The sequence below is a fragment of the Marinobacter sp. LV10MA510-1 genome (assembly GCF_002563885.1).
GTDB lineage: Bacteria > Pseudomonadota > Gammaproteobacteria > Pseudomonadales > Oleiphilaceae > Marinobacter.
Window position 1 is genome coordinate 2,187,195 of the sequence record NZ_PDJA01000001.1, and the last position, 24,596, is coordinate 2,211,790.

20 protein-coding genes are annotated in these 24,596 nt (G+C 55.8%); 8 read left to right on the forward strand and 12 right to left on the reverse strand.

Features of this window, described 5'->3' with window-relative positions; all coding sequences use genetic code 11:
* Positions 1-7: 7 nt before the first annotated feature.
* The 4 genes from ATI45_RS10520 to ATI45_RS10535 all read right to left on the reverse strand — a co-directional run bounded on the left by ATI45_RS10520 (position 8) and on the right by ATI45_RS10535 (position 7,274).
* A complete protein-coding gene (locus tag ATI45_RS10520; protein ID WP_098419458.1) occupies positions 8-2,602 on the reverse strand; it encodes a TRAP transporter permease in 2,595 nt (864 codons plus the stop codon).
* Between the two features lie 151 nt (positions 2,603-2,753).
* Complete coding sequence (locus ATI45_RS10525; protein WP_098419459.1) at positions 2,754-3,731, reverse strand: TAXI family TRAP transporter solute-binding subunit; 978 nt, start codon at positions 3,729-3,731, stop codon at positions 2,754-2,756.
* Between the two features lie 134 nt (positions 3,732-3,865).
* Positions 3,866-5,863, reverse strand: a complete 1,998-nt coding sequence (locus ATI45_RS10530; RefSeq protein ID WP_098419460.1) for a hypothetical protein — start codon at positions 5,861-5,863, stop codon at positions 3,866-3,868.
* Between the two features lie 85 nt (positions 5,864-5,948).
* A complete protein-coding gene (locus tag ATI45_RS10535) occupies positions 5,949-7,274 on the reverse strand; it encodes a PQQ-dependent sugar dehydrogenase (protein WP_098421718.1) in 1,326 nt (441 codons plus the stop codon).
* 517 nt (positions 7,275-7,791) lie between these two features.
* On the opposite strand from ATI45_RS10535, the gene ATI45_RS10540 reads away from it, so the two are divergent.
* A complete protein-coding gene (locus ATI45_RS10540) occupies positions 7,792-8,133 on the forward strand; it encodes a DUF3135 domain-containing protein (RefSeq protein ID WP_179888030.1) in 342 nt (113 codons plus the stop codon).
* 245 nt (positions 8,134-8,378) lie between these two features.
* The gene (locus ATI45_RS10545; protein ID WP_098419462.1) at positions 8,379-9,233 is read left to right on the forward strand and encodes a YihY/virulence factor BrkB family protein; all 855 of its coding nucleotides are present in this window, start codon (positions 8,379-8,381) and stop codon (positions 9,231-9,233) included.
* Between the two features lie 100 nt (positions 9,234-9,333).
* On the opposite strand, the gene ATI45_RS10550 is transcribed toward ATI45_RS10545, so the two are convergent.
* The 3 genes from ATI45_RS10550 to ATI45_RS10560 all read right to left on the reverse strand — a co-directional run bounded on the left by ATI45_RS10550 (position 9,334) and on the right by ATI45_RS10560 (position 11,775).
* Positions 9,334-9,753: a hypothetical protein gene (locus ATI45_RS10550; protein ID WP_098419463.1), complete on the reverse strand. Its 420-nt coding sequence runs from the start codon at positions 9,751-9,753 to the stop codon at positions 9,334-9,336.
* A 192-nt stretch (positions 9,754-9,945) separates the two neighbouring features.
* Complete coding sequence (locus tag ATI45_RS10555; protein WP_098419464.1) at positions 9,946-10,893, reverse strand: sodium-dependent bicarbonate transport family permease; 948 nt, start codon at positions 10,891-10,893, stop codon at positions 9,946-9,948.
* 327 nt (positions 10,894-11,220) lie between these two features.
* Positions 11,221-11,775: a YgjV family protein gene (locus ATI45_RS10560; protein WP_098421719.1), complete on the reverse strand. Its 555-nt coding sequence runs from the start codon at positions 11,773-11,775 to the stop codon at positions 11,221-11,223.
* 180 nt (positions 11,776-11,955) lie between these two features.
* Here ATI45_RS10560 and ATI45_RS10565 point away from each other — a divergent pair, with 180 nt between their 5' ends.
* The gene (locus tag ATI45_RS10565) at positions 11,956-12,567 is read left to right on the forward strand and encodes a YqaA family protein (RefSeq protein ID WP_098419465.1); all 612 of its coding nucleotides are present in this window, start codon (positions 11,956-11,958) and stop codon (positions 12,565-12,567) included.
* 33 nt (positions 12,568-12,600) lie between these two features.
* Positions 12,601-13,839, forward strand: a complete 1,239-nt coding sequence (locus tag ATI45_RS10570; RefSeq protein WP_098419466.1) for a cation:proton antiporter — start codon at positions 12,601-12,603, stop codon at positions 13,837-13,839.
* Positions 13,840-13,936: 97 nt separating this feature from the next.
* On the opposite strand, the gene ATI45_RS10575 is transcribed toward ATI45_RS10570, so the two are convergent.
* Positions 13,937-14,182 carry a hypothetical protein gene (locus tag ATI45_RS10575; protein ID WP_098419467.1) on the reverse strand — a complete coding sequence of 82 codons (246 nt, stop codon included), beginning with the start codon at positions 14,180-14,182 and terminating at the stop codon, positions 13,937-13,939.
* 608 nt (positions 14,183-14,790) lie between these two features.
* On the opposite strand from ATI45_RS10575, the gene ATI45_RS10580 reads away from it, so the two are divergent.
* The 3 genes from ATI45_RS10580 to ATI45_RS10590 all read left to right on the forward strand — a co-directional run bounded on the left by ATI45_RS10580 (position 14,791) and on the right by ATI45_RS10590 (position 19,418).
* Positions 14,791-15,273, forward strand: a complete 483-nt coding sequence (locus ATI45_RS10580; RefSeq protein WP_228735964.1) for a ZIP family metal transporter — start codon at positions 14,791-14,793, stop codon at positions 15,271-15,273.
* A 243-nt stretch (positions 15,274-15,516) separates the two neighbouring features.
* Positions 15,517-17,811: a catalase/peroxidase HPI gene (katG, locus tag ATI45_RS10585; RefSeq protein WP_098419468.1), complete on the forward strand. Its 2,295-nt coding sequence runs from the start codon at positions 15,517-15,519 to the stop codon at positions 17,809-17,811.
* Between the two features lie 215 nt (positions 17,812-18,026).
* Positions 18,027-19,418 (forward strand): IS4 family transposase, encoded by a 1,392-nt coding sequence (locus ATI45_RS10590; RefSeq protein WP_098419469.1) that lies wholly within the window; start codon positions 18,027-18,029, stop codon positions 19,416-19,418.
* 77 nt (positions 19,419-19,495) lie between these two features.
* Here the strand turns inward: ATI45_RS10590 and ATI45_RS10595 are convergent, their stop codons facing one another.
* The 4 genes from ATI45_RS10595 to ppk2 form a co-directional block, all read right to left on the reverse strand.
* Entirely contained in the window at positions 19,496-20,179 is a 684-nt protein-coding gene (locus ATI45_RS10595) for an alpha/beta hydrolase (RefSeq protein ID WP_179888404.1), read from the reverse strand.
* On the reverse strand, positions 20,146-20,406 hold the full coding sequence (locus tag ATI45_RS21925; RefSeq protein WP_143751154.1) for a hypothetical protein: 261 nt from the start codon (positions 20,404-20,406) through the stop codon (positions 20,146-20,148). Before ATI45_RS21925 ends, ATI45_RS10595 begins: the two co-directional genes overlap by 34 nt.
* 625 nt (positions 20,407-21,031) lie before the next feature.
* Positions 21,032-21,484, reverse strand: a complete 453-nt coding sequence (locus ATI45_RS10600) for a GatB/YqeY domain-containing protein (protein WP_098419470.1) — start codon at positions 21,482-21,484, stop codon at positions 21,032-21,034.
* Between the two features lie 301 nt (positions 21,485-21,785).
* On the reverse strand, positions 21,786-22,616 hold the full coding sequence (ppk2, locus tag ATI45_RS10605; protein ID WP_098419471.1) for a polyphosphate kinase 2: 831 nt from the start codon (positions 22,614-22,616) through the stop codon (positions 21,786-21,788).
* Positions 22,617-22,778: 162 nt separating this feature from the next.
* Between ppk2 and ATI45_RS10610 the strand changes: the two genes are divergently transcribed.
* Positions 22,779-24,587, forward strand: a complete 1,809-nt coding sequence (locus ATI45_RS10610) for a Na/Pi cotransporter family protein (protein WP_098419472.1) — start codon at positions 22,779-22,781, stop codon at positions 24,585-24,587.
* The last annotated feature ends 9 nt before the right edge of the window (positions 24,588-24,596 follow it).

The window sequence follows — 24,596 nt, forward strand, 5'->3', positions numbered from 1 at the left end:
ATCTCCTTCAAGCAGTGGCGGTAGCCGCCGTTTTGTCACGACGCCGGCGCTGCAACAGTATGACCAGCCCGAAAACCAGGAAGGCGGGGATCCACATCAGCTCCTTGGTCCAGCGGTCAACAGGAGCCAGTACCTCAATGATTTCCTGGTCAAAATCGAAGCCAAGATCCGACGCCTGGCTGCCATAAGCCACCATATCGACAATTGCCTTATCGCCTTCGATCAACAGCTCCAGGCCCAGATTATCCAGCCGCTCCTGCCCGCTATCGCCGTCTGGCACTGGCACGGTCATGTAGGTGGTCATGGGGTCGCCGAACGCATCAAGACCTGCGATCTGTATGCGCAAGGTAGAGTCTTCATCGGCACTGCCGATGGCCTCTACGAACTGTGCAGGTGGCATGGACTCATAGGGATCGTGAATCATGTCCATCCAGAACCCGGGCCGGAACAGCGTGAACGCTATGAGCAACAACACGGCGGATTCGTACCAGCGGCTGCGGGTAATCATGTAACCCTGAGTCGCCGCCGCGAAGATCAGCATGGCAATGGTCGACACCACAAAGATCAAAATCCCCTGAAAGAAAGTTACATCGATCAGCAACAGGTCGGTATTGAAGATAAACAGGAACGGCAAAGCCGCGGTACGAAGGCTGTAATAGAAGGCCTGGAAGCCGGTCCGAATTGGGTCGCCACCGGAAACCGCAGCCGCCGCAAAGGACGCCAGCCCCACCGGCGGCGTCACGTCGGCCATAATGCCGAAGTAGAACACGAACAGATGCACCGCAATCAACGGCACCAGCAGGCCGTTCTCGGCCCCCAGCTGAACAATAATCGGCGCCAGCAGCGCAGAGACCACGATGTAGTTGGCCGTAGTGGGCAGACCCATACCAAGAATCAGACTAAGCACCGCCGTAAGCAGCAAGATCAGCAGCAAGTTCCCCATCGCCAGGATCTCAACCACCTCTGCCAGCACCAAGCCGACCCCGGTCTGCGACACAGCCCCGACGATGACGCCAGCGGTGGCCGTGGCAATGCCGATACCAATCATGTTGCGGGCGCCGGTGACCAGGCCAACCCATAAATCCATGGCGCCTTCGCGCAAATCGGCGCCCATTTTACTACGGCCGCGGAAGATTGAGGTGATAGGGCGCTGGGTAAGAATGATAAACACCATGAACACCGTGGCCCAGAAAGCCGACAAGCCCGGCGACAGGCGCTCGACCATCAAACACCAAACCAGCACAACCACCGGTAAGATGTACTGCAAACCAACCAGCACCGTGGGCCTGGTTTGCGGCAGGGAATAGATCGGCTCATTGGGGTCATCCAACTCCAGTTCAGGGTAGCCGGCTGCCAGTTTAAGCAAAGCGACATAAATCACCGCCAGCCCAACCGAGACCACCCAAGGAGTGGCATCGCCGAGAACCGGCTTGAGCCAGCCAAGGCCGTAATAGACGACCATAGCCGTCACCATCATCAACAGAAGCCCACCGAGAAAGCCCATCACCTTGCGCACCAGAGGCTTAGGCGGATTGCTGCTTTCAAGGCCCTGCATATTAGCTTTCAGGGCCTCCAGGTGAACGATATAAACCAGTGCGATATAAGAGATCAAGGCAGGCAAGAAGGCATGCTTGATGACATCGACATAGGAAATGCCCACATACTCGACCATCAGGAACGCGGCCGCGCCCATGACAGGCGGCATGATCTGGCCATTGACCGAAGACGCCACCTCGACAGCCCCGGCCTTTTCAGCGGAAAAGCCGACGCGTTTCATCATCGGAATAGTAAAGGTGCCCGTGGTGACCACGTTGGCAATAGATGAACCGGATATCAGCCCGGTCATAGCAGACGCCACTACGGCAGCCTTAGCCGGCCCGCCCTTGTAGTGGCCAAGCAGCGAGAACGCCACCTTGATAAAGTAGTTACCTGCCCCGGCCTTGTCGAGCAGAGCGCCGAACAGAACGAACAGGAACACAAAACTGGTCGAGACCCCCAGCGCAATACCAAAGACACCTTGGGTGGTCAACCACTGGTGATTGATCAGCCCGAACAGGCTAACGCCTCCATGGGAGAGGATACCGGGCATCCAGGGACCAGCAAGACTGTAAATAAGAAACACCGACGCCACAATCATCAGCGGCGGACCCAGCGCGCGGCGGGTTGCCTCAAGCAGCAGCAGAATCCCTGCCACGCCTACTATCACATCCTGCAATATCGGCGCGCCGGGGCGCTGAGACAGACCTTCGTAGAAGATAAACATGTAAGCGCCGCAGAAGGCCGCCACCGAAGCAAGCACCCAATCCAGATTAGGGATTCGGTCACGGGGCGAACACTTGAGTGCCGGATAGGCCATGTAGGCCAGAAAAAGCGCAAAGGCCAGGTGAATAGAGCGGGATTCCGTGGCACTGAACACACCGAAACCCAGAATAAAGGGCACCGGAGAAGCAATCCATAATTGGAACAGCGACCATGCCGCTGCAATGCTCACCAATAGCTTACCGGGCATGCCAGCTGGTTTGCGGGCTCCCGAGTCAGTGGAGGCAACCATGTCCTCCAAATCGGCACTCGAATCCCGAGGTTTTGTATTGTCGTCAGTCATACCCAGCCCTATCCGCCGTCAGTCAGGTTGCTATTGATATTATTGTTGCGCTTGGAAACGGCACCACAAACGCAATGCGCGGATACCTGTAAGCATCCGCGCATCGGTCACTCAGTCATAACAGCCATCAAAAACAGCCGTCAAAGCATAATCACTCAATCCAGCCTTGCTCGCGATAGTAACGGGCAGCTCCATCATGCAGCGGTGCTGAAAGACCTTGGGTAGCCATTTCCTGAGGAACCAGGTTTTCAAAGGCAGGATGCAAACGCTTGAAGCGATCGAAGTTATCGAAGACCGCCTTGACCGTCTGGTAGATAACTTCCTCATCAGCCTCAGCGGTGGTCACGAAAGTTGCCGCAACGCCGAAGGTTTCAACGTCTTTGTCATTGCCCTTGTACAGGCCACCAGGGATCACCGATGCGGAGTAGTACGGATACTCGGCGACGATGCCTTTAACATCTTCGTCGTTCAACGGGATAAGGCGAGCATCAACGGTTGTGGTCGCTTCCTGGATGGAACCGTTGGGGTGCCCAACCACATAAACCATCGCATCGATGTTGTTATCGGACAGCGCTGAAGCTTGCTCGGCGGCATCCAACTGCGACGCCAGAGAGAAGGTATCCATGGTCCAGCCTTTGGCGTCCATCACCACTTGCATGGTGTTGCGCTGGCCAGAACCAGGGTTACCGATGTTGACGCGCTTGCCCGCAAGGTCATCCAGGGTAGTAATGCCAGAATCGGCGCGAGCCAGCAGAGTCAAAGGCTCGCCGTGAACCCGGAAAACGGCACGCAGGTCTGTGTAGGCGTCGCCTTCAAAGTTGCCGGTACCGTTATAGGCCTGATACTGCACGTCTGACTGAGCCACACCCATATCTAGTTCGCCGGACTTGATGCCATTGATGTTGGCAACAGAACCACCTGTAGACGGCGCATTACACTTGATATTGGCATCTTCCAGACGGTTAACCAAACGACAGATCGACTGACCGACGACGTAGTACACGCCGGTCTGGCCGCCAGTGCCGATGGTGATGAACTGCTCTTTATCTTGGGCCATCGCAGGTGTTGCAAACATAGCAGCACTCAGCAGGGTGCCGGCAAATGCGGCGGAGAAAGCATGGCGTTTCATAAACACACCTCAATAATTGTCATTATGATCGGTAGAAAGCGAAAAAATTACACGTATGGAAAAACGCCTGCTTGATGAGGTCTGTTTCCCTTATTTCCCAGTTTAGCCGCGACTTACGTGAAGTAAAGCTTAATTTACAGACCCAAACGCCCCAAGGCCCAACTGTTTTGGGCCAGGTGCATGGCCTGTTTTACGTCATCGTTTGGAATATCACCCGGCTCACCCTTTTCGAGCGGGTCGTAGTGAAACACGTACAACCGCGAGGCGAACTCGGCCACCGGCAACGAGGCTTCACCATAGAGCTCGCCGTGGCCCTGGGTCGAGGTGACAATTCCCTGACCCCAGTTTTGCCCGCTGTCGTTATTGGGATTAAAGAAATAAACGCGCATAACCTCATCGGGGTCCAGCGCAAGCCGCTGGATAGTGATGGCGTGCCAGCCGAGAAAGCGCGTGGCACTGTCGGTCACGGCAATACCGGCCGGCTGAGGATTGATGACCGGAATGTTGCCGTTGTAAAAAGGGTGATAGGCGGAATAAAAGTCGCGGATAAACCCCTCAAAGTCTTTCAGGCTACCGGTGAAGATGTCGACGGCTATGCGAAATCCGTGGCCCACATGATCACCGTGGAATGCGGAGTTAACCCATTTGTGCGGATCTTCTCCACGCCCGGCGCTGCGCCGGCCCATTTCGAAGTAGATGCGGTCGAGGTGCGGCACAGTCAGCAGTGAAACGGCATCCACATCCACCGGAGGCTCGCTGGCCAGCCCGGCGCCCAGATCCCGCGAAGAAATACTGTTGCCTTCAAAGCGCATCACTACTTCATCATCGCGCGCGGCCCAAGCAAGAATCCGCAGCAGTTCCGCCGGCATGTTGTAAGCCCACATAGACAAGGCGCGCGTAGACTGACACGTCGGATAGTTCCCTTGCCCCACCCCCAGCGGGCGCCCGAGCACATTGAGCACATCCGCAAGCAGAAAGCATTCCGGCGAACGGCTGCGCCCAAATACAGCCACAATTTTCTCGGCTGCGGCCTCGCACAGCGACAATCGTATCTGTCGCCACAGAGACGGCGCCACCGGGGGTGCGTAAAGGATGCCCCGCTCGAGCATCATGGCCAGGCCGTAGGCACACTGGCTGGTCTCGGGAAACAGGGCCTCATCAATCAGGGTGTGAATCAACGCCGGGTAGCAGTGAAAGGCGTCGGCACCCGTATGGCTCAGGCCCAACGCTGTAGGAATCAGGTCGTTCCAACGGCTACGCAAGTAACGTATGAACCCCGGCATATAGGGTGAAACGAGGCCGGTACTGTGTATAGCCTTGGCAAAGGCGATGGCCTCTTGCAGCAGGGTGGCATCGTCCATCTGTGCCAGGCGTTCAGCGTAAACATCGAAGCCGGGATCTTCGCGGCAGCCCTCGGTAGGGCTGAATACGGCATGGATCAGTTGCAGCGCGTCATCGCCGACGTCGCCACCGAGCGCATCCGGCTTTTGCAGACAGACGGCGATCTGCGTCACCATCTGTTTAACACCATCCACCTGAACCGGCCGTTGCGCGAGAATCCGCCAGACTTCGGCCACCAGATCTTCCAGAAGATTCTCGTAACCCAGATGCTGGAGCAGAAAGTGATACAGACCCTGAACGGCGAAGCCGATCCCGTCCGGCCGCAGCCGGTCACTCTCCTGAAGATCACTGACCACCATATCCAGGTTCATCGCCAATACCTGGGCAAGAAAGTGCTGAGCGTGTTCTGCAGAAATAGAAGGGTGTACGTAGTGGCCTTTAGCCACCGCCAGAAGGCGAATCTGACTCAGGCTTTCAACCAGGGTTACCACCGGTTCGCCATGGCGAATCGTGCGCACTGCCAATGAGGGCACCAAGGTCTGCGGATAATCCCAATCACTGCCGCCAAAGCACCCGGCCGCCTCAATCGCCGGCACGCGCTGGTAAAGAACTTCGAGGCCTTCGTCAGTGAACATCAGGGCCCGTGCTGCTTCGATGACCTCCAAAACGGGCGAGACGCCCTCAGTTGCATTGATTTCGGCAAGGCGTTTGATGGCTGCGTCAAATGACTTCACTAGCTCATCTGGCGCGGCGCTATGCTGATTCACGGGTGTGTATGTGGCTCTACTCATACCTCATGATCCTCCGGTCAATCCCGGGACATGTCAACCTGACCGACTTTCCACGCGCACAATACCCGGGCGGAAAAGACGCCACTCATTGTGCCTGCGATTCTGCGCGACTGACCCGCCAGATGATATTGCCCACGTCATCCGCCACTAAAAGCCCACCCTGCTTGTCGATAACAACGCCAACAGGACGCCCCTGGGCTTTGTCGTCGGCATTGATGAACCCGGTGAGTATATCGACCGGCTGGCCATAAGGTTCGCCATTGGCGAAAGGAACAAAAATGACTTTATAGCCACTGCGGGGTTTGCGGTTCCAGGAACCGTGCTGGCCTACAAACATACCGTTGTTGAATTGTTCAGGAAGCGTGTTGCCCTCGGCAGCCGTTAACCCCAGTGAAGCGGTGTGCGTCCCGAGGGCGTAATCGGGCTTGATGGCCCGGGCCACTTTTTCCGGATGCCGCGGTTTTACCCGCTCATCCACATTCTGGCCAAAATAGCTGAAGGGCCAACCGTAGAAACCACCATCCGCCACCGATGTCATGTAGTCCGGCACCAAATCACTGCCCAGCAGGTCACGCTCATTGACAGCAACCCAGAGCTCGCCGCTTTCCGGCTGCCAGGTCATACCCACGGGGTTGCGTAGTCCAGTGGCAAATTCGCGGTGCTGACCGGTTTCGGGGTCGATTTCCCAAATGGACGCGCGACCTTTCTCCTTTTCAAGACCGTTTTCGCCGATATTACTGTTAGAGCCCACACCGACGTAAAGCTTGTTGCCATCCGGGCTGGCAACCATGCTCTTGGTCCAGTGGTGGTTAATCTTTCCGGCTGGCAAATCGGTGACTTTGGTGCCTTCGGCGGTGATGCGTGTCTGGCCCGTCTCATAGGGAAAGCGCATGACGGCGTTGGTGTTGGCAACGTAGAAGTCGTTCCCGATCAGCGCCATGCCAAATGGAGAGTGCAGGTCTTCCAATAGCGTCGAGCGTTTGTCAGCCACGCCGTCACCATCACTGTCCCGCAGCAGGGTAATCCGGTCGGCGCTGGGAACGGTGGCACCGGCACTCTCCATTATCAGCCCCTGGATCCAGGCGCGAATTCCCCCGCCACTGTCCGGTTTCGGCTGCGCATTGGTTTCAGCGACTAACACGTCACCATTCGGCAGAACATAAAGCCAGCGAGGGTGTTCGAGGTTGTCTGCAAAGGCGACCACCCGGGTTCCCGCGACAGCATCGGGTTTTCCGCCGGAAGGCCAACCGGTGGCTTTGGCAATATTGACGGTGGGAATCAGGGATTCGCTCGGGCTGGGTAATATTGGATTAGGGCCGGTGCCTTCGGCAACGGAGAGTTGAGCGACATTCCCGCAGGCAGTAAGCGTGAGTGCCAGACCGATGGGCAATAACAGGTGATGCTGTTTCATACTAATAAATTCCAAAACCAGAATAACCAAAGCGTAGGCCGATTTCGTTGCAATTGCTTTCTCTACGCCACAAAACTTGCATTCAGCGAGCCGTGCAGTATCAGCTTCTGTTAGAAAGTCGCGACGACTTAGAGGGCAACTGCGATGGCGGGATTTTTTATCACAATGCCGGTACAGGCTATAACTTCTGAATACTGCGGGAGGATGCTCGTGCACAAGCAGTGTTCACACGACCCAAGTTGTTGTTGGTTAAGTCTTTTGCTTTGTGTTCTTATTTCATTTGCTTTGGGTTGATTTTATTTTTCCTCAGCGCAGCACTTAACCTTTTTTTATCGAATCACAGCCCCGGGTTATGGTCAATCAAATTTGTACTCATATGAATCGAGAAATTAGCGCTGCGTAACCTGATGTCAATCTCACTCACATGTCGCAATTTTAACGCACTGCTGTCCTCTACTTGATATAACTTGGTAGTACATGGGAGCGAATCCATTGGTGGTTTTCAGGGGGGAGCATTGTGGAAAAACCTACATTCGATGAGCTCAGAAACCTTTCAGAGAATCACCCGGAGCGGTTTGAACAATTACGGGCGGAGTTGATAGAAGACTGTATTCGCAGCAGCAGCAAAGCCAGCCAGGACCGCCTGCGCGGGTTACAGTTCGTCATTGATACCCGCCGCCGACTGGCTAGCAACCCCATGAAAGCTCTGCTTGAGATCCAGGAGATGATGCACGAATCCCGCCAACGCCTGAACCGCGCCCTTCATGCGCAGGCCGAAACACAACCAGCGCAGGAAGCACGCATACTGGGTGGCCAACAACGATGGCCGCGTCAGCATGACCGGGCGGAACTGCACTGACGCGGTGCTGAAAAGCTAGATGCTGTGATTACCGAACTGACCTCGCTCTACCCGGAAATCACGGCCATACCCTGCTCTGGTGATATTGGAACAGCTTCCGGCCGAAAGACTTTGTCGACGATTCTGGAAGATATCGTTAGCTTCACTGTTCACGGTGCCGGCGAACGGGCATCTTAAGCAAAACCCTAAAGGCTGGCGAAATCCCGTACCCTGCTGGAGCTCACAATCTGTGTCAGGATTAGCCCATGACAGACACAACCGACAACAAGCAGCCACACCTAAGCCCAGTTCGACAGTGTCTTCAATTCGCACACCGGGTTTTACGCAATTTTCTGCGCAATCATGGGGTGTTGCTGGCGGGCGGGGTTGGCTATAACGTACTTCTGTCGGCAGTGCCGATGCTTGCCGTGCTGACGGTATTGCTTACCCGCGTAGTGAACGAAGAGCAGTTGCTGGAAGTCATGGCGGTGCAGACACAGCATTTTGCCCCGGCCAATGCCAGCCTGCTGCTCGATGCGGTCCGGGCTTTTATGGAGTCAAGGGACATCATCGGTATTGTCGGCGTGCCGGTGATGCTATTTTTTAGTTCGTTTGCTTTTCGTATGCTGGAAGACTCCATTGCCATTATTTTCCATCGGCCCGACAACCCCCGCCGTAGTTTCTGGGTGTCTGCCTTCCTGCCCTATGCTTTCATCTTGATTTTGGGCGCAGGTTTGCTGGCCCTAACCCTGCTGTTCAGCCTGATCAACGCATTTTACGAAGCCCCGGGGCTGATTCTGTACCTGATCAGTTTTGTTGGCGTATTTATTCTGTTCAGCGCCATTTATAAGGTTCTACCCATTGTGCGTATCTCTCCCCGGAGGGCCATTGTGGGTGGTCTGGTTGCAGCCATTCTCTGGGAAGCTACCCGTTTGCTGTTGATGTACTACTTTCTCAATATATCCTTCGTTAATGTCATTTATGGCTCCCTGGCTACCATCATTGTGATACTGATCAGCCTGGAAATTGCTTCCATTATCCTGTTGCTCGGGGCCCAGGTGATCGCGGAGCTGGAACGGAGCGAGCGGCTGGGCCTGCGCTGGTATGTTTCTCCGGACTGAAGCCGATGAACACTTTTGCCGTTCAGCGAATGTTTTCTTATGCCGGGCGCACAAAAAAGGGAGGCACGAAGGCCTCCCAAGGACACACAATTTTTTTCTATCAGGCAGAAGCGGTGGTGCTTGTCTTCTTGGCTGCGCTTTTCGTAGCAGTCGGCTTCTTGGTGTTGACCTTGTGTTTGGTAGACTGCGCCACACTGGTTACATCATCAGCGGCGTCAGATACAGCGTCAGCGGCCGCATCGGTGCCTTCAGCTGCTTCTTTCTCAAGCTTTGACAAGATGTCAGCAGCAAAGCTACCCATACGCAAATTCAGGCTGCGAAGCTGGCTGAACAGCGTTTCACTGTAGCCGTAGTAGTGTTCGCGCACTGACTTAACGCTGTATTCGCGGGCACCAGATTCCAGTTTCTCGGCGTACTCGAAAGGCTTGGCAGACAGCTTTTTCTGTTGCGCTTCTGCAGCATTAATGCCTTTCTCGACAATTTCCTGAATCTGTTGCTGATATGTCTTGAGTTTACCCATTTTGAATCTCCTGATTGCTAATGATCGCTTTGATTGAAGAGGGGTTCACCAAGCGAGTTTGTCGACAAAAGTCCGTCGAACTTCGATCTCAGGATCTACAGTACGGTGAAAAATTAGAGTGTTCATACTAGATCGCGAAAAAATCGGAAAAGAAAAACAGTTTTATAATTCCGGATCGCGTTGAATCGAACGCTACGCCGTCAAAAACTCCAAAAAGTGACTGTACATCCCGATACCAATCAATACGTTGAACGGAAAAGTCACACCAAGAGAGGCCAGCATCGCCAGCCCAATGTCCGCTTCGGGAATGGCGTGCCGCACGGCCACCGGCGCAGCAATGTAAGAAGCACTGGCGGTAAGAGCGCCCAAAATTACAATAGTTCCGGTCTCCAGGCCCAGCCAGATGCCCACTAAAAGCCCTGGCACCGACAGGATCGGGGGCATGCAAAGGGCGAAAGCAATCAAACGCCAATGGCGCAGCTGAACCTTGCGCAGGGTTTCCGCCGCAACCAGGCCCATCTCCAACAAGAACAGCGAAAGCACCAGGGAAAAAGCACCCGTTAACGGGGCCGTAACGCCATCACCCTTGTCGGGCCCGTAAAGAATGCCGATAACCACGCCACCCACCAGTAAAACCACACTTCTGTTAGTGAGGGTTTCTTGCCAAAGGGGTGTACCCGTGCTGCTTGTTTGAGCCGCCTCCTGGGTGTAGCGCCGATAAAGCCACAAGCCAGTAAGAATCGCCGGCAGCTCCAACAGGACCAAGTACAAAGTAACCTGCCCGTTAGTCGCCAACCCCCGGGACTCAACCCAGGCCAACGCCACCGCGAAAGTACCTGCACTAACAGATCCATAGTGGGCGCAGAAACTGGCGGCGTCCGCCACATTCAAGCGAACAAGGTAGCGGAGCATCGGAAACAGCACCAAGGGAATGGCAAAACCCAGCGCCATAATCGCCAGCACTTGCGAAATCAGACCCCAATGAAGATTGCCATGCAGGGCCATGCCGCCCTTAAGGCCTATGGTCAGCATCAGCAGAAGGCTGAGAATATCGTAAACGGCCTTCGGGATCGTCAGGTCAGAGCGAAGGGCTCCCGCGATCACTCCAAGCAGGAAAAACATCACGATGATGTCGGGCATGAATCAAAAACTCCGGTGAATCAACCTAGGGGGCGATAGAATAACTAATCATTCCCCTGCCACAACATCTGGCAAGCGCAGCCGCACCATATGGCTCAAGGCGCGTTAAGCTCTTTCGCAATAGCCAGAGGAACAACAATGAAATTCACCTTTTTGGGCACAATCTAATATAGTGGCATTTAATGAATGCATGACTCTGTTAATGAACGGGACCCACGATATGAGCGTACACCTCTCTCCCTGGATTCAAGTATTAAGTGCAGCACCGCTCAGTACATCCATGTACAGGAGGGTCGGTTTCTGATCAACCTCAAGGACTAGAGGCTGTTACGCGCCCGGACCTTTTGCTTTCTCGAAAGCCTCGGGATAGCGCCGTTTCATTTTCGCCAACCGGTATATGGTGATGAAGTTAACGACCAACACCATGGCCTCCGCCAGCGTGCCACCCACCGAACCGATGGCAATATTGTTCAGCATCCAGGCAACCGCGGCGGCGGCCAGCATTAGCCGCATGGGAATGCCCCTGAGCATGAACATGCCTAAGGTGCCAAAAATAGCCGCCGCAATGGCAAAAAAATCTACCGGACTGCGCCAGGTCAGTAGCGCAGCCACCAGATTCACCCCCAATACCGCCAGCATCACCTGCCAGCTGCCCATATAGCGCCGCGCCAGCATAATGCGGCCGATCACCAGCAAGCTCAGGGTCGCCGCCGTCCAACTGCCAAACAGCGCAAACTGCAGCGCAAAGGCCACATTCGCCGCAATCAACAGCACCATCAGCCGGTCATCGTGCTTGCTGGTAAAGCCGACAATGCAGAAGCCCAGCGCAATAAGGCTGACAATCTGGCCCGCCAGTTCTGTGTAACTCATCTCCTCGAACATCATCAAAGTCTACGGCACAGGCACTATCGAGAGAAGCCAGCCAGATAGCCGGCACAGATTTATTTTCCGGAGCACAGACTCAATCCTGATTTCCCGTATTGCTGCACCGGATACCCGTACGCTAGTGTCACGTCTTTCAGTCCACCACTGCCAGCATGACTACTTGTTTCAGGAAACATAATGACAGACAGAGCTGCACGCCCTCCCCGGGGACTGGCCCGCATTAAAAGATGGGCAATACGACTGATCTACTCCCGGCACGCTTTCTGGGGGCTGGGTATCGCGTCTTTTCTTGAGTCCATTCTCATACCCATTCCGCTGGAAGTAATTCTTGTTCCCTTGATGCAGGCCCGCCGCAGTCAGATATTCCTCCTCAGCACTATTGCCTTACTCGGCTGTCTAGCAGGCGCCACGGTCGGCTATTTTGTCGGCTATTTCGTGTTTGATGCTGCTGGGCAGTTGCTCGTGGAAATGGTCTCGACGCCCGAACAATTCGAGCATGTGCGCATGCGGATGGAGGGGGACGGATTCTGGTTCATTATGAGTGTCGGGGTTATTCCGATTCCGTTTCAAATTGCCATGCTGGCAGCCGGGGCCACCCGCTATTCCTTCTTCCTGTTTATGCTCGCGTCTGCTTTGTCCCGGGCACTGAGATACTATGGTCTGGGAATGCTGGTTCTCATTGCCGGCAATCACGCGCAAGCTATTTTCGAGCGTCACAAAGTGTCTGCTGCCATAGTGGTTACAACAGTGGTGCTTGTGATCTGGGCTGCGGTTTTATTGGGCGGGTGACAAAAATTCTGTCCCGGTTTTTCTGAGGAATACATGACACTGTTTGAAATCGTCGCCATCCTACTGAGCCTCTCCGCATTGTTCAGTTACATCAATGCCCGGTTTATCGGTTTACCAACGAGTATCGCCGTGATGGCGTTTTCGCTGGCCTTTTCGCTGGCTCTGGTCGGTATCAACCACCTGGGCGGCCAGGATCTGACACGCTGGGCAGAGCAGCTGATTGCGCAGGTTGATCTGGGTGAAACACTGCTGAACGGCTTATTGAGCTTTTTGTTGTTTGCCGGTGCCTTACACGTAAAACTCGCCGATCTGGCCGACCAGAAATGGCTGGTGGCGCTGCTGGCGACCCTGGGTGTCGTGGTCACCACATTTTTAGTGGGATGTGCCATGTGGCTGGTGCTGGGCTGGCTCACTATTCCGCTGCCGTTTATCTACTGTCTGCTCTTCGGCGCTGTGGTGGCGCCCACCGACCCAGTGGCGGTGTTGGCTATTCTTAAATCGGTGGACACACCGAAAGCCTTGTCCACCAAAATTGCGGGTGAGTCTCTATTCAATGATGGCGTTGCGGTGGTCATGTTTATCGCCATTCTGGGCATTGCACAGGGGGACAGAGAGGCCTCGTTTCAGGGCATTGGCCTGCTGTTTCTGGAGGAAGTGGTGGGTGGATTGGTGTTGGGCTTTTTACTGGGGTGGGTGGGGTATCAAATGCTGCGCCGCCTCGACAATTACCAGGTCGAAATTCTGGTAACCATTGCCCTGGTGGCAGGCGGCTACGCGCTCGCCAGCCGGTTGCATATGTCCGGCCCGTTGGCGGTGGTGGTCGCGGGGCTGATGATCGGCAACCATGGTCGACAATACGCAATGTCGGAAAAAACCGAGCAGCAGCTGGATACGTTCTGGGAGTTGATCGATGAAGTTCTGAACGCGGTTCTGTTTTTGCTGATTGGTCTTGAAGTCCTGATCGTCACCTTTGAATTACCGGTACTGTTGGCCGGACTTGCAGCGATTCCGCTGGTGCTTCTGGCGCGGCTGGTGGCGGTGGGTGTTCCCGTGATGGCGTTAAAACCGTTCCAGGAACATACATCCAGCTCCATTCTGGCGTTAACCTGGGGCGGCCTGAAAGGCGGCATCTCCGTTGCATTGGCATTGGCGCTACCCGCAGGGCCGGAGCGGGATCTGATTCTGCCGATGGCCTACGTGGTGGTGGTATTTTCCATTCTATTTCAAGGCTTGACGGTGAAACCGTTTTTGGGGCGCGCGGCGCCGAAATAACTGGCCGGTGTTAACGTAACAGTGTATCCGGGCGGCGTGCTTGAAGGCGCCACCCGGCTAAAACGGAGCGGATTAACGCTCTATGGTTTGTGAGGGTCTATTGCGACGCTTCATCAAGGCGTTCCATTGCTCGCTCAAGCACTGTCAATGATTCGCTGTGCTTGCCTTGCTGATGCAACTTTTCACCCTGATCCCGCAGGGCTTGGATCTCACTTACTGCTTCCGCAGGTAATTGCCTGCTTTCCAATTCGCTGTCAATTTTATGGACCAAGGTCGGGCATTGGCTTGCCTGGGCTGTGCCAGCCAGGAATAAACCGACAACGAGTGCGATAACATAGCGCATGGTGGTTCCTCCGTGAATTGAGTGATGATCGTTTTCAGTGTAGTACGGCACTTTCGTAATTGCGGTATTGGGCGGATTAAACTTTCTATAACTAGCGCCGCTGGTTGCGGAAGAAAAACTTAAAATACTGCCCGGGATTAGTTGACCACTGCACAAAAATACTAGGAGACTGTCGGACTGAAGCGATCGTAGCGAGCAAGGTGGGAAACCGAGGACAGTTTTTGGGTTTTAAGGCACCTAGCGTCCCGACGGCAATACCCGATCATTCAGCGTACCCCAAAACAACCATCAGGAGAGCCAATGCTAGTGGATCTGGAACTCATGCTCGCATGACGTCAGCATTGTCTGGCTTGGTTCAATGGCCAGCCTCTTGGCAGGTCTGGGAACGGGCGTTGGCGCCTTAGGTATATTTCTGGTCCGAAAACTGCCGGGCTCCTTAGAAGACAGCCTTTTAAGCGCTGCCGCCGGCGTAATGCTGGCGGCCTCGTTTTTCTCGCTCTTGCTGCCCGGGATCGAGTACGGCGAAACCTGGTCAGCAACGCTGGTGGTCATTGCGGGGCTGTTGATGGGGTCGGTCGGACTCTACCTGATTCACCAATGTCTTCCCCATGAGCATTTCAAGCTCGGGCGGGAGGGGCCGGACCCGGCTCGGGTACGCCGCATCTGGTTGTTCGTCATCGCCATTGGCTTGCATAACTTTCCGGAAGGCATGGCGGTCGGTGTCGGATTTGCCGGGGGCAATATCGGTAACGGTCTGGCGCTGGCCATCGGCATCGGCTTGCAGAATATTCCCGAGGGCGGCTGTCGCCGTCTCGCTTCTGGCCATTCAGCATTCCAGACTCAAGGCCTTCAGCATTTCGCTGCTCACCGGGCTGGTGGAACCCCTCGGCGGCCTGTTCGGTGCCACCATGGTCTGGTTGGCCGAGCCCTTAATGCCCTGGACCCTGGGTTTCGCGGCGGGCGCCATGCTATTTATCATCAGCGATGAAATCATTCCGGAGACCCACCGCAAGGAACACAAAACTCTTGCCACCTTTTCACTGCTCGGCGGCTTTGTGGTGATGATGTTTCTGTACGCGACTCTGGGCTGAGCGTTTACCGCTCAGGTAAAACCATGTACTGGGCAAACGATTGACTGACTCTATCAATCCGATAATTTCTCAGCGCCGGCGTTTTCTTGACTCATTCAAGTTAATCGCCAATGCTTATTTTCGCGATGAACAAACAAATTTCGACCGTCAACCAGGAACTGCCGGCGCACGAGCAGCAACCTCAACTCGACGACGCTGGCATACGACACCAAGGCAGTTGTCAATTATAAAGGGAAGCTTAGTATGAGCGAAGAAATCAAAATCGGAGGCAAGTGCCCCTTCGCCGGTAATACGGTGGGCGGCGCTGCAGGTTCCGAGCCGACCCTGCCGCACTGGTGGCCCAACCGACTGCAGGTTGAACTGCTGCACCAGAACCCGCGCGAAGCCAACCCTCAGGACAAGGACTTCAACTACGCCGACGCCTTCAACAAGCTGGATCTGGCCGAGCTCAAGAAGGATATCAAAGAACTGTTAACGACGTCGGTGGATTGGTGGCCGTCCGATTACGGCAACTATGGCCCGCAGATGATCCGCATGGCCTGGCATTCCGCCGGTACGTATCGCATCGCGGACGGCCGTGGCGGTGCCGGCGCAGCCATGCAGCGTTTCGCGCCGATCAACAGCTGGTGGGACAACGGCAACGTCGACAAGTCCCGTCGTCTGCTTTGGCCCATCAAACAGAAGTACGGTGAGTCCATCTCCTGGGCAGATCTGATCGTGCTCACGGGCAACTGCTCGCTGGAAATCATGGGGTTCCCGACTTTCGGCTTTGCCGGCGGTCGCATTGACGCATGGGAGCCGGACACCTTGACCTATTGGGGCCCGGAGGGTTGGTTCGGCAAGAAACCAGAGGATGCCCCGCACGGCCCGCTGGAAGGTCATCCGGACCAGATGGTCAACCGTGACCTGCGTTGGACCGGTGAAGCCGGCGACGAGGATTACGATCTGGAAGCGCCGCTGGCCGCTTCAAATCAGGCCCTGATCTACGTCGATCCAGAAGGATCGGCCAAGAAGGGTATTCCGGAAGATTCGGCAGTCGATATCCGCATCACGTTTGGCCGCATGGCCATGAACGACGAAGAAACCGTAGCCCTTATCGCCGGTGGCCATGCCTTCGGCAAATCGCACGGCATGACGCCGCCGGATCAGATCGGTGCCGCGCCGGAAGGGGCGCCCATGGAAGCGCAGGGCCTGGGTTGGCACAATCCGCGTGGCAAGGGCAAAGCCGAAGATACCATGACTAATGGTATCGAGGGCTCCTGGACCCCGAATCCAACGGTCTGGGATAACGATTACCTCGAATCGTTGTTCAAGTTCGAGTGGAAACAGACCCGCAGCCCGGTAGGCTCCTTGCAGTGGACGCCGGTGAACACTGACGCCCCGCGCACGCCAGACGCGCATCTGAAGGGCGTCGATCACCCTTTGATGATGATGACCTCAGACATCGCACTGAAGGTCGACCCGTCTTATCACAAGATTTGCGAGAAGTTCCTCGAGGACTTCGATTACTTCACTGACGCGTTCTCGCGTGCCTGGTACAAGCTCACGCACCGTGACATGGGCCCGAAGTCGCGTTATCTCGGCCCGGAAGTACCCAAGGAAAATCTGATCTGGCAGGACCCGATCCCGGTTGTGGATTTCGATCTGGTCGACGACAACGATATTGCTAAGTTGAAGGACAGGATTCTGGACACTGGCCTGAGCGTCTCCGAGCTGATCGGTGTGGCCTGGGGCGCCGCCTCAACGTTCCGTACCTCCGACAATCGCGGTGGTGCCAACGGCGCCCGCATCCGCCTTGCGCCCCAGAAGGACTGGCCGGTCAACAACCCGGGTGAAGTGGATAAAGTCGTCAACACGCTGGAAGGCATCAAGCACGACTTCGACGCGGCTCAGTCGGGCGGCAAAAAGGTCGCGCTAGCCGATCTGATCGTGCTAGCCGGCTGCGCCGGTGTCGAAAAGTCGGCCAGGGACGCCGGTATCAACGTGATGGTGCCCTTCACCCCGGGTCGTAACGACGCAACGGTTGAACAGACTGACGAGCAGACCTTTCGCTGGCTCGAGCCGGTCTCGGACGGTTTCCGTAATTTCCATCGGCACGACGTCAAATACAACGTCTCGCCGGAGCGGATCTTCCTTGATCGTGCTGCTCTGCTGGGTCTGAGCGCGCCGGAGTGGGCGGCTCTCACCGGTGGTCTGCGCGTGCTGGACATCAACTCGGACGGTCATTACAAGCAACACGGCGTGTTCACGCACAAGCCGGGCGTGCTGACCAACGACTTCTTCGTGAACTTGACAAGCCCGGAGTTTGAGTGGAAGAAAGTCGACGAGGAAGGCATGGAATTCACGCTGGACGATCGCGAGAGCGGCGACACGAAATTCAAGGCCACACGCTGTGACCTGATCTTCGGTGCCAACGCGCAGTTGCGTCAGCTGGCCGAGTTCTACGCGCAGAAGGGCGGCCACGAGAAGCTGGTCAAGGACTTTGTTGCTGCCTGGAACAAAGTGATGATGCACGACCGTTTCGACGTCGCTGGCTGATAGACGGCAACCGGTCCGGAGGCCCCGTTGAGCTCCGGATCGGTTTATACCGGGGCGTCCTGGCGCGGATGGTGGCAACATTGCGTTCATCAGACATCGACCAGACCCGAATGGCACTTACTTAACGCTAACTGATTGAGGTTAAAGGGAAAGGCTGACTCAAGTGGCATGGTGAAGTTGCGAAACCATAACCAGCCACAAGGAGCCAGCCTTTCATGAATGATTCTAACGCCCGGGTGTCCCTCAAACAACGGTGCCAAGTCCACCAAGCGGCCCGACGGGCCGATGCGTTTACGTTCTTCAACCTGCTCACCGGCGATAAGTTGCTCGATACCGTAGAGTCGCTGTTGCCGCCGCATCGGGAACGGCTGTTTTCGCCAACAGAAACACTGGCCATGTTTTCGGCACAAGCCATGAGCGCTGATCGGTCTTGCCAGAAAGCGGTCGATGAGGCGTCGGTCAATCGACTGGTGACGGGCTTGCCCTCATGCAGCACAGCAACGGGTGGCTATTGCCGTGCGAGGCAGCGGCTTCCAGTGAGCATGGTCTCGACATTGACCCGTACCAGCGGTCACTTGATGGCGTCTCGATCGCCACTCCCCTGGCAGTGGCAGGGACGACGGGTCCGATTGGTCGATGGCACCACAGTGGCCATGCCAGACACACCCGCCAATCAGGCTGCGTATCCGCAACCTCGTAGCCAAAAACCCGGCCTGGGCTTCCCGCTATGCCGATTGGTGGGTTTGGTATGCCTGGCCAGTGGCGCTATCCTGGACGCTGCCATCGCGAGTTACCGAGGCAAGGGAACCGATGAGCAAACGCTTTTGCGAACCCTGTTGGGCAACCTGGATGCGGGTGACATCCTGCTCGGTGATGCCTTTTACCCCACTTATTTCTTGCTGTGCGAGTTACAGCAGCGCGGGGTGGATGGCGTCTTTCAGCAATACGGGGCACGCCGACGCAGCACGGATTTCAGCCACGGTCAGAAGCTGGGTAGCCGGGATCACCTCGTGGAACTGCAGAAGCCAAATACTCGGCCTGACTGGATGAGTCAGGCCGAGTACGACGAGGCACCGACACACCTCACAGTACGAGAGCTTAAAGTGGGTGGCAAAGTGCTGGTGACAACGCTCCTGACGCCCAAACAGGCACCCAAAAGGGCGCTGGATAAACTATTCCGCAGTCGCTGGCATGTTGAGTTGGACCTGCGGAACCTCAAAACGACTCTGGGCCTGGAGCAACTAAGCTGTAAAACACCTGATATGGCCATCAAAGAGCTTTGGGTCTATCTTCTGGCTCACAACCTGATCCGGTTGCTCATGGTTCAGGCTGCTCTGGCCGCCGGCCAATTACCCAGGGAACTCAGCTTCAAGCACTGCCTGCAACTTTGGCTGGCCTGGCAGGCTTGCTTTCAGTCAGCATGGTGCGTTGACCAACTCGACGAATTGTTCAGACTGATGAGCGAGCGTACGGTTGGAAACCGATCCGGACGGATTGAACCGCGCGCCGTCAAACGACGGCCGAAACCTTATAAACTACTGGTCCAGCCAAGATCCATCGCACGAGCGGAAGTGGCAACGCATGGGCACCCGAAGAAGCTTAAGTAAGTGCCATTCGGGCCAGATTTATTTTTCAGGCAAGGTAAGCCAAAAAAAAGATCTGACCACCAACGTTGCAGTGGTGGTTATTCCGTGAAGTGATCCTTCAGGAAGTTTGCAGCCTCAGTGATCGCCGCCGTCGTCGCAGGCGTCTGCGCGTAGGCGTTGAGCATCACAAAATCATGCGTCGTGAAACCGTAACGCGTGCTCTGCGTCTTCACTCCGGCCAACGTCAACTTAGACGCAAAGGCCTCACCCTCATCGCGCAGCACGTCATTGGCATCAGTGATGACGAGCGATGGCGGCAGGCCTGCAAGTTCTTCCGCACCGTAGTTCAGCGGCGAAACCGAGGGATCGCCGATGTCAGTATCCTCTTCCAGGTAGGCCTCCCAGAACCACGCCATGCTGGCTTTGGTGAGCCATGGCCCCTCTGCGAACAGCTCGTACGAGTGGCTAGTCAAGTCTGCGGTGGTGACCGGATAGAACAGGACCATCGAGTCGAGCGCCAGACCATCGGCTTTGGCGCGCACGGCGCTTACGGCTACCATCTGACCGCCGACCGAGTCGCCTGCGATGGCCAGTTGGTTGGCATCAATGCCGAACTCGGCGGCGTTCTCTGAAACGTATTTCAACACGGCATAGACCTCATCCAGCTGAGCGGGATGCTTCTGCTCGGGCGCGGGGCTGTATTCCACAAAGACCATCGCTGCATTCGCCTGTGTCGCCAGATCACGCATCAATCTTTCATGGGTGGCAAAATTGCCGAGCACCCAACCGCCACCGTGGAAATAAACAACGCCCGGCAGTGACGCGCCTTTTCATAGGGCAGCTGGTTAATTGGCGTCGACCCTTTCAGACTATCGATGAACTGCTGTGTGGTCTGTTCCAGCACGACAGCAGGAAGATCGGTATTCGGTGCTGTAGTGTCCTGCGAGAAAGCGAAAGTTGGCATGGCAGCAATGACTACTCTGGTTGTGAGGGTGCGAAGGATGGTCATATAAGTCTCTTTGTAATATGAAGTTAACATTTAACGCCAGGGCCCACATCGGTTTGATAGGGCGATGCGTCCAGCCAAACTTCGTGTGCTTGAGCAGATGTTATGCCCCGCGACAACAAAGCTGTTAAGGACACAAGCAACTATCTTCTGACCTACGTTTGTCTGTCTGTTCGTTAACGCACGCACCGCCCTAGCTACTGGCCAACTAATCCAGGATCAGCGCAAGTCAGTTTTACTGTCTAAACTAAACCGAAATGACTGGTTATCAGGAGCGCCGTATGCACGAACTGGATCGCTATATCTGCCCGCCTGGGTTTTGTGGTGCTGCATGTGTCTGGTGCAATGTGCCACTGGAAAATAAAGCGCGGTAGCGTTATAAAGCGTATGAGCCTGCTCGATTAAGAAATAAGATCACGGCAGATTTTCGGGAATAATTTGAGCCCTGCGAGCAGAGCATTGTGAACGGCCTTGGCCGGAGTGCAGGATTTTGAAGCATTGGCCGGAGGCTAAACTATGAGGGAAGCGAAGGAGAGCATGAATCACTTTAGGGATAAAATCATTCCCTATTGTATTCAAACCACGGACCTCCATTCGCCTCTGAATTCCGCAAATTCACGCAACGGTGTCAGGCCAGCGCAGCCCGCACCTTCTTGCCCAGATGACCCATGTCGACCCGACCAAGTACCTGAGGGCGCAGCTCGTTCATCACCCGGCCCATGTCCTGCATTCCCTGGGCATCGGTTGAGCTGATAGCGCCACGGACCAAGCCGTCCAGGTCGTCTTCAGTCAGGGCGGCGGGCATGAATTCCTCAATAACCACCATTTCCTCCCGCTCGATGTCGCCCAGTTCCTTGCGACCGGCATCGTCGTATTGACTGGCAGAATCGCGGCGCTGTTTAAGCATTTTGTCCAGCACCTTCAGAACGTCTTCGTCATTCACCTCGCGGCGCTCATCAATCTCGATCTGTTTGACCGCGGCCTGAACCAACCGCAGGGCGCCAAGCCGAAATTTTTCCCTACTCCGCATCGCGTTTTTTACCGCGCTGCTCAATTGTTCCTTGAGTGATAATTCCGCCATGGTCGAACTCCTGTTCCATAAGTTAAGAGGACTAGTTTCGCATTAAACGAAGAAGTAGGTGTGTTTGTCATCACCAAATTAGAGGCTGCAAAGACTTCGACAAATCAAAACCCAACGGCTGCCGAAAGCTCATCGCCTCTGGAGCAACGAGCAGCCAGCCCAGAGCGCCCACATTTGCGAGAACAGCCAGCCATCCAGAATGGCAAAAAGTACCCGCTACCGAGCGCAAGCCGTTAACCAAGGCGACTTGATCAGGCCTAACTAGCCTGTTGAGAGGTGGCAGCAGTCTGAGCGAAAGCCCTCAATACAGGCGATCGATATAGGACTCGTGCGGCTTCGCCGTACGGTTGTCGTCGTGCGACCATTCGCGCGGAGGCAGGTCCGGGACAGGCGGCAGATCGCGGCTATAATCGAATTGCTCCAGCAGATTGCTGATACAGTTCAACCGGGCATGGCGCTTAACGTCGGCGTCTACCATCCGCCACTGTGCGTATGGCAGGTCCGTGTAACGCAGCATTTCGTCCTTGGCCCTTGAGTACTCGGCCCACAGTTCGCGCGACTTGAGATCCATCGGGGATATCTTCCAACGCTTGGTAGGGTCAGCGGCACGCGCCTGAAAGCGCTGCTCCTGGACTTCCTCGCTGACCGAGAACCAGTACTTCAGCAGAATAATACCTTCCTTGACAAGCATGTGCTCGAATTCGGGGCAGGTGTGCATGAACAGCGCGACCTCCTCGGCCGTAGCGAACCCCATCACCCGTTCAACGCCGGCCCGGTTGTACCAGGAGCGGTCAAACAGCACCATCTCGCCGGCCGCCGGCAGGTGGGACACGTATCGCTGAAAGTACCACTGGCCACGCTCGCGATCGGACGGTTTGCCAAGTGCGACCGTACGCACAATCCGAGGATTCGTCTTCTCGGTAATGCGCTTGATGGTACCGCCCTTGCCGGCGGCATCGCGTCCCTCGAATAAGACCACGATGCGCAGGCCTTGGTCGGTAATGGTGCGCTGAAGCTTGGCCAGCTCCTCCTCCAATCGTGCCAGTTCCTCCTCGTAGATTCCCTTCTTCAATATACCGTGCTTATCATAAGCATCGTCGCTGAAGCGACGACTCGGCGACAATGACTGCATGCAACTTCTCCAGATTGACTGTCCGGCTCTTGACTTCCTGAGCTTACTTACATTACAGAAATGTGACAAAGTAGTATATGTAATCGAATCCTGCCATATCGATGGCGTCGCGCCCTGACTGCGCGAAGTCAAACCCGCGCCAATAGCGGGAAGGGTAAGCCAATGAACTACCGCCAACTCGTCCTCGCCGGAATACTCAGCCTTCTGGCTTTTGCACTCTGGACGAGCCCCGAATTCAAACAGATTGCCGCCGGTGTTGCGATCTTCCTGTTTGGCATGCTCTCACTCGAGAACGGGTTCCGCCAATTCACCGGCGGATTCTTGGAAAATGTGCTGCGCCGAACAACAGACACGATTCCGAAGAGTCTCGGTTTCGGCATCGTCAGCACCGCTATTATGCAATCCAGCTCCCTGGTATCGGTCATCACGATATCGTTCGTGAGCGCCGGCCTGCTCCCCCTGATCACCGGCATCGGCATCATTTTCGGAGCCAACCTGGGCACCACAACCGGCGCGTGGCTGTTCGCCACCATCGGCATGAAAATGAGCCTCTCGGCCTTCGCGCTGCCCATGCTCGTCTTCGGCGTTGTGCTGAATTTCCAGCAACCCCGCGCACTGAAAGCCATCGGCGCGATTCTGGCCGGTCTCGGGTTTCTGTTTCTCGGCATCGATTTCATGAAGGAGGGGTTCATAAGCTACCAGTCGGCGGTCGATCTGCGTGAATATGCGATGACGGGCGTAACCGGACTGCTTGTTTATGCGGGGCTCGGAATTCTGGCGACGGTCATCATGCAGTCGAGCCACGCAACGCTGGCTCTAACCCTGGCCGCCCTGGCCACAGGCCAGATAACCTACGAGAACGCGCTCGCCCTGGCTATCGGTGCCAATATCGGCACAACGGTGACCGCGCTGATCGGCGGTCTTGGCGCAAATATCGCCGGCAAGCAACTGGCAGGCGCCCACCTTTTGTTCAATATGGCGACGGCGGCGATCGCCTTGATACTGATCGAGCCCCTGCGCTGGTCCGTTGACTTTCTGTCGGCGCTCATGTCGATCGCCGAAGATGATTATACGGTCAAGCTCGCCATGTTCCACACCCTGTTCAACTGCCTGGGTGTCGCCGTGATGTTGCCACTTATATCGCGGATGGCGAGCGCACTGGAACGCTGGTTGCCGGAACGAGAAGAGGAATCCGCGGCGCAGCCGAAGTACCTGAACCCCGCTGCGATGGACTCCCCCGATAGCGCAAACGCAGCAGTCCGCCGGGAAGTCTGGCACCTGTTTGACCAGGCCTTCGCCATCCTCGCCCATGGCCTCCACCTGCACCGCGAACAGATCCGCAACTGCGATGACCTGGAAGCAACGATCAATAACAGCCGAGAGCACATCAACATCAACATCGACCTGGTCTATCGGCAGCGCGTCAAGCGCCTTTATAGTGCTATCCTCGATTTCATTTCCGGGCGAATGACGCGAATATCGTCGGCCAGTTCCACCGAAGCACTCTACCGCCTGCAGCACGCCGCCGGCGAAATGGTGGAGGCCATCAAGCACGTTAAGCACCTGCGCAAGAATCTCACTTTCTACATGGTTGCGGATAACACCGCTATCCGTAAAGAGTACAACGATCTGCGGCTGCGGGTCGCGATGGTGCTGCGGGAAACCCATCGGTTTTACGAGGGCAAATTTGACGACGCCAGCACGGCCATACTGGAGCTCGACGAGATCGCTGTACGTGCCCGAGTGGACCGCGAATCCATGGTCGCGCGCGTCACGAAACTCCTCGGCGCAAAGCGGATCGACTCAGCAATGGCCACTTCCCTGCTCAACGATTCCGCTTATGCCAGCGAGACAGTGGATGCTATTCTGACCGGAACACGTGCGCTCCTGACAGCCACGGATGTGGAAGCCGCCCGGACCACAGAGGCACTGTCTGTGAGCGATGCAGGCCAGGCAGACATCATCGTCTGACGCGCAATG

Coding starts and splice junctions, on each gene's coding strand:
- ATI45_RS10520 (WP_098419458.1), bottom strand. CDS start 2,602: ATGACTGACGACAATACAAAACCTCGGGATTCGAGTGCCGATTTGGAG.
- ATI45_RS10550 (WP_098419463.1), bottom strand. CDS start 9,753: ATGGGTAAACTCAAGACATATCAGCAACAGATTCAGGAAATTGTCGAG.
- ATI45_RS10555 (WP_098419464.1), bottom strand. CDS start 10,893: ATGCCCGACATCATCGTGATGTTTTTCCTGCTTGGAGTGATCGCGGGA.
- ATI45_RS10575 (WP_098419467.1), bottom strand. CDS start 14,182: ATGCGCTATGTTATCGCACTCGTTGTCGGTTTATTCCTGGCTGGCACA.
- ATI45_RS10610 (WP_098419472.1), top strand. CDS start 22,779: ATGAACTACCGCCAACTCGTCCTCGCCGGAATACTCAGCCTTCTGGCT.
- ATI45_RS10565 (WP_098419465.1), top strand. CDS start 11,956: ATGACAGACAGAGCTGCACGCCCTCCCCGGGGACTGGCCCGCATTAAA.
- ATI45_RS10535 (WP_098421718.1), bottom strand. CDS start 7,274: ATGAAACAGCATCACCTGTTATTGCCCATCGGTCTGGCACTCACGCTT.
- ATI45_RS10590 (WP_098419469.1), top strand. CDS start 18,027: ATGAATGATTCTAACGCCCGGGTGTCCCTCAAACAACGGTGCCAAGTC.
- ATI45_RS10525 (WP_098419459.1), bottom strand. CDS start 3,731: ATGAAACGCCATGCTTTCTCCGCCGCATTTGCCGGCACCCTGCTGAGT.
- ATI45_RS10580 (WP_228735964.1), top strand. CDS start 14,791: ATGAGCATTTCAAGCTCGGGCGGGAGGGGCCGGACCCGGCTCGGGTAC.
- ATI45_RS10600 (WP_098419470.1), bottom strand. CDS start 21,484: ATGGCGGAATTATCACTCAAGGAACAATTGAGCAGCGCGGTAAAAAAC.
- ATI45_RS21925 (WP_143751154.1), bottom strand. CDS start 20,406: ATGACCATCCTTCGCACCCTCACAACCAGAGTAGTCATTGCTGCCATG.
- katG (WP_098419468.1), top strand. CDS start 15,517: ATGAGCGAAGAAATCAAAATCGGAGGCAAGTGCCCCTTCGCCGGTAAT.
- ATI45_RS10530 (WP_098419460.1), bottom strand. CDS start 5,863: ATGAGTAGAGCCACATACACACCCGTGAATCAGCATAGCGCCGCGCCA.
- ATI45_RS10570 (WP_098419466.1), top strand. CDS start 12,601: ATGACACTGTTTGAAATCGTCGCCATCCTACTGAGCCTCTCCGCATTG.
- ATI45_RS10545 (WP_098419462.1), top strand. CDS start 8,379: ATGACAGACACAACCGACAACAAGCAGCCACACCTAAGCCCAGTTCGA.
- ATI45_RS10560 (WP_098421719.1), bottom strand. CDS start 11,775: ATGTTCGAGGAGATGAGTTACACAGAACTGGCGGGCCAGATTGTCAGC.
- ppk2 (WP_098419471.1), bottom strand. CDS start 22,616: ATGCAGTCATTGTCGCCGAGTCGTCGCTTCAGCGACGATGCTTATGAT.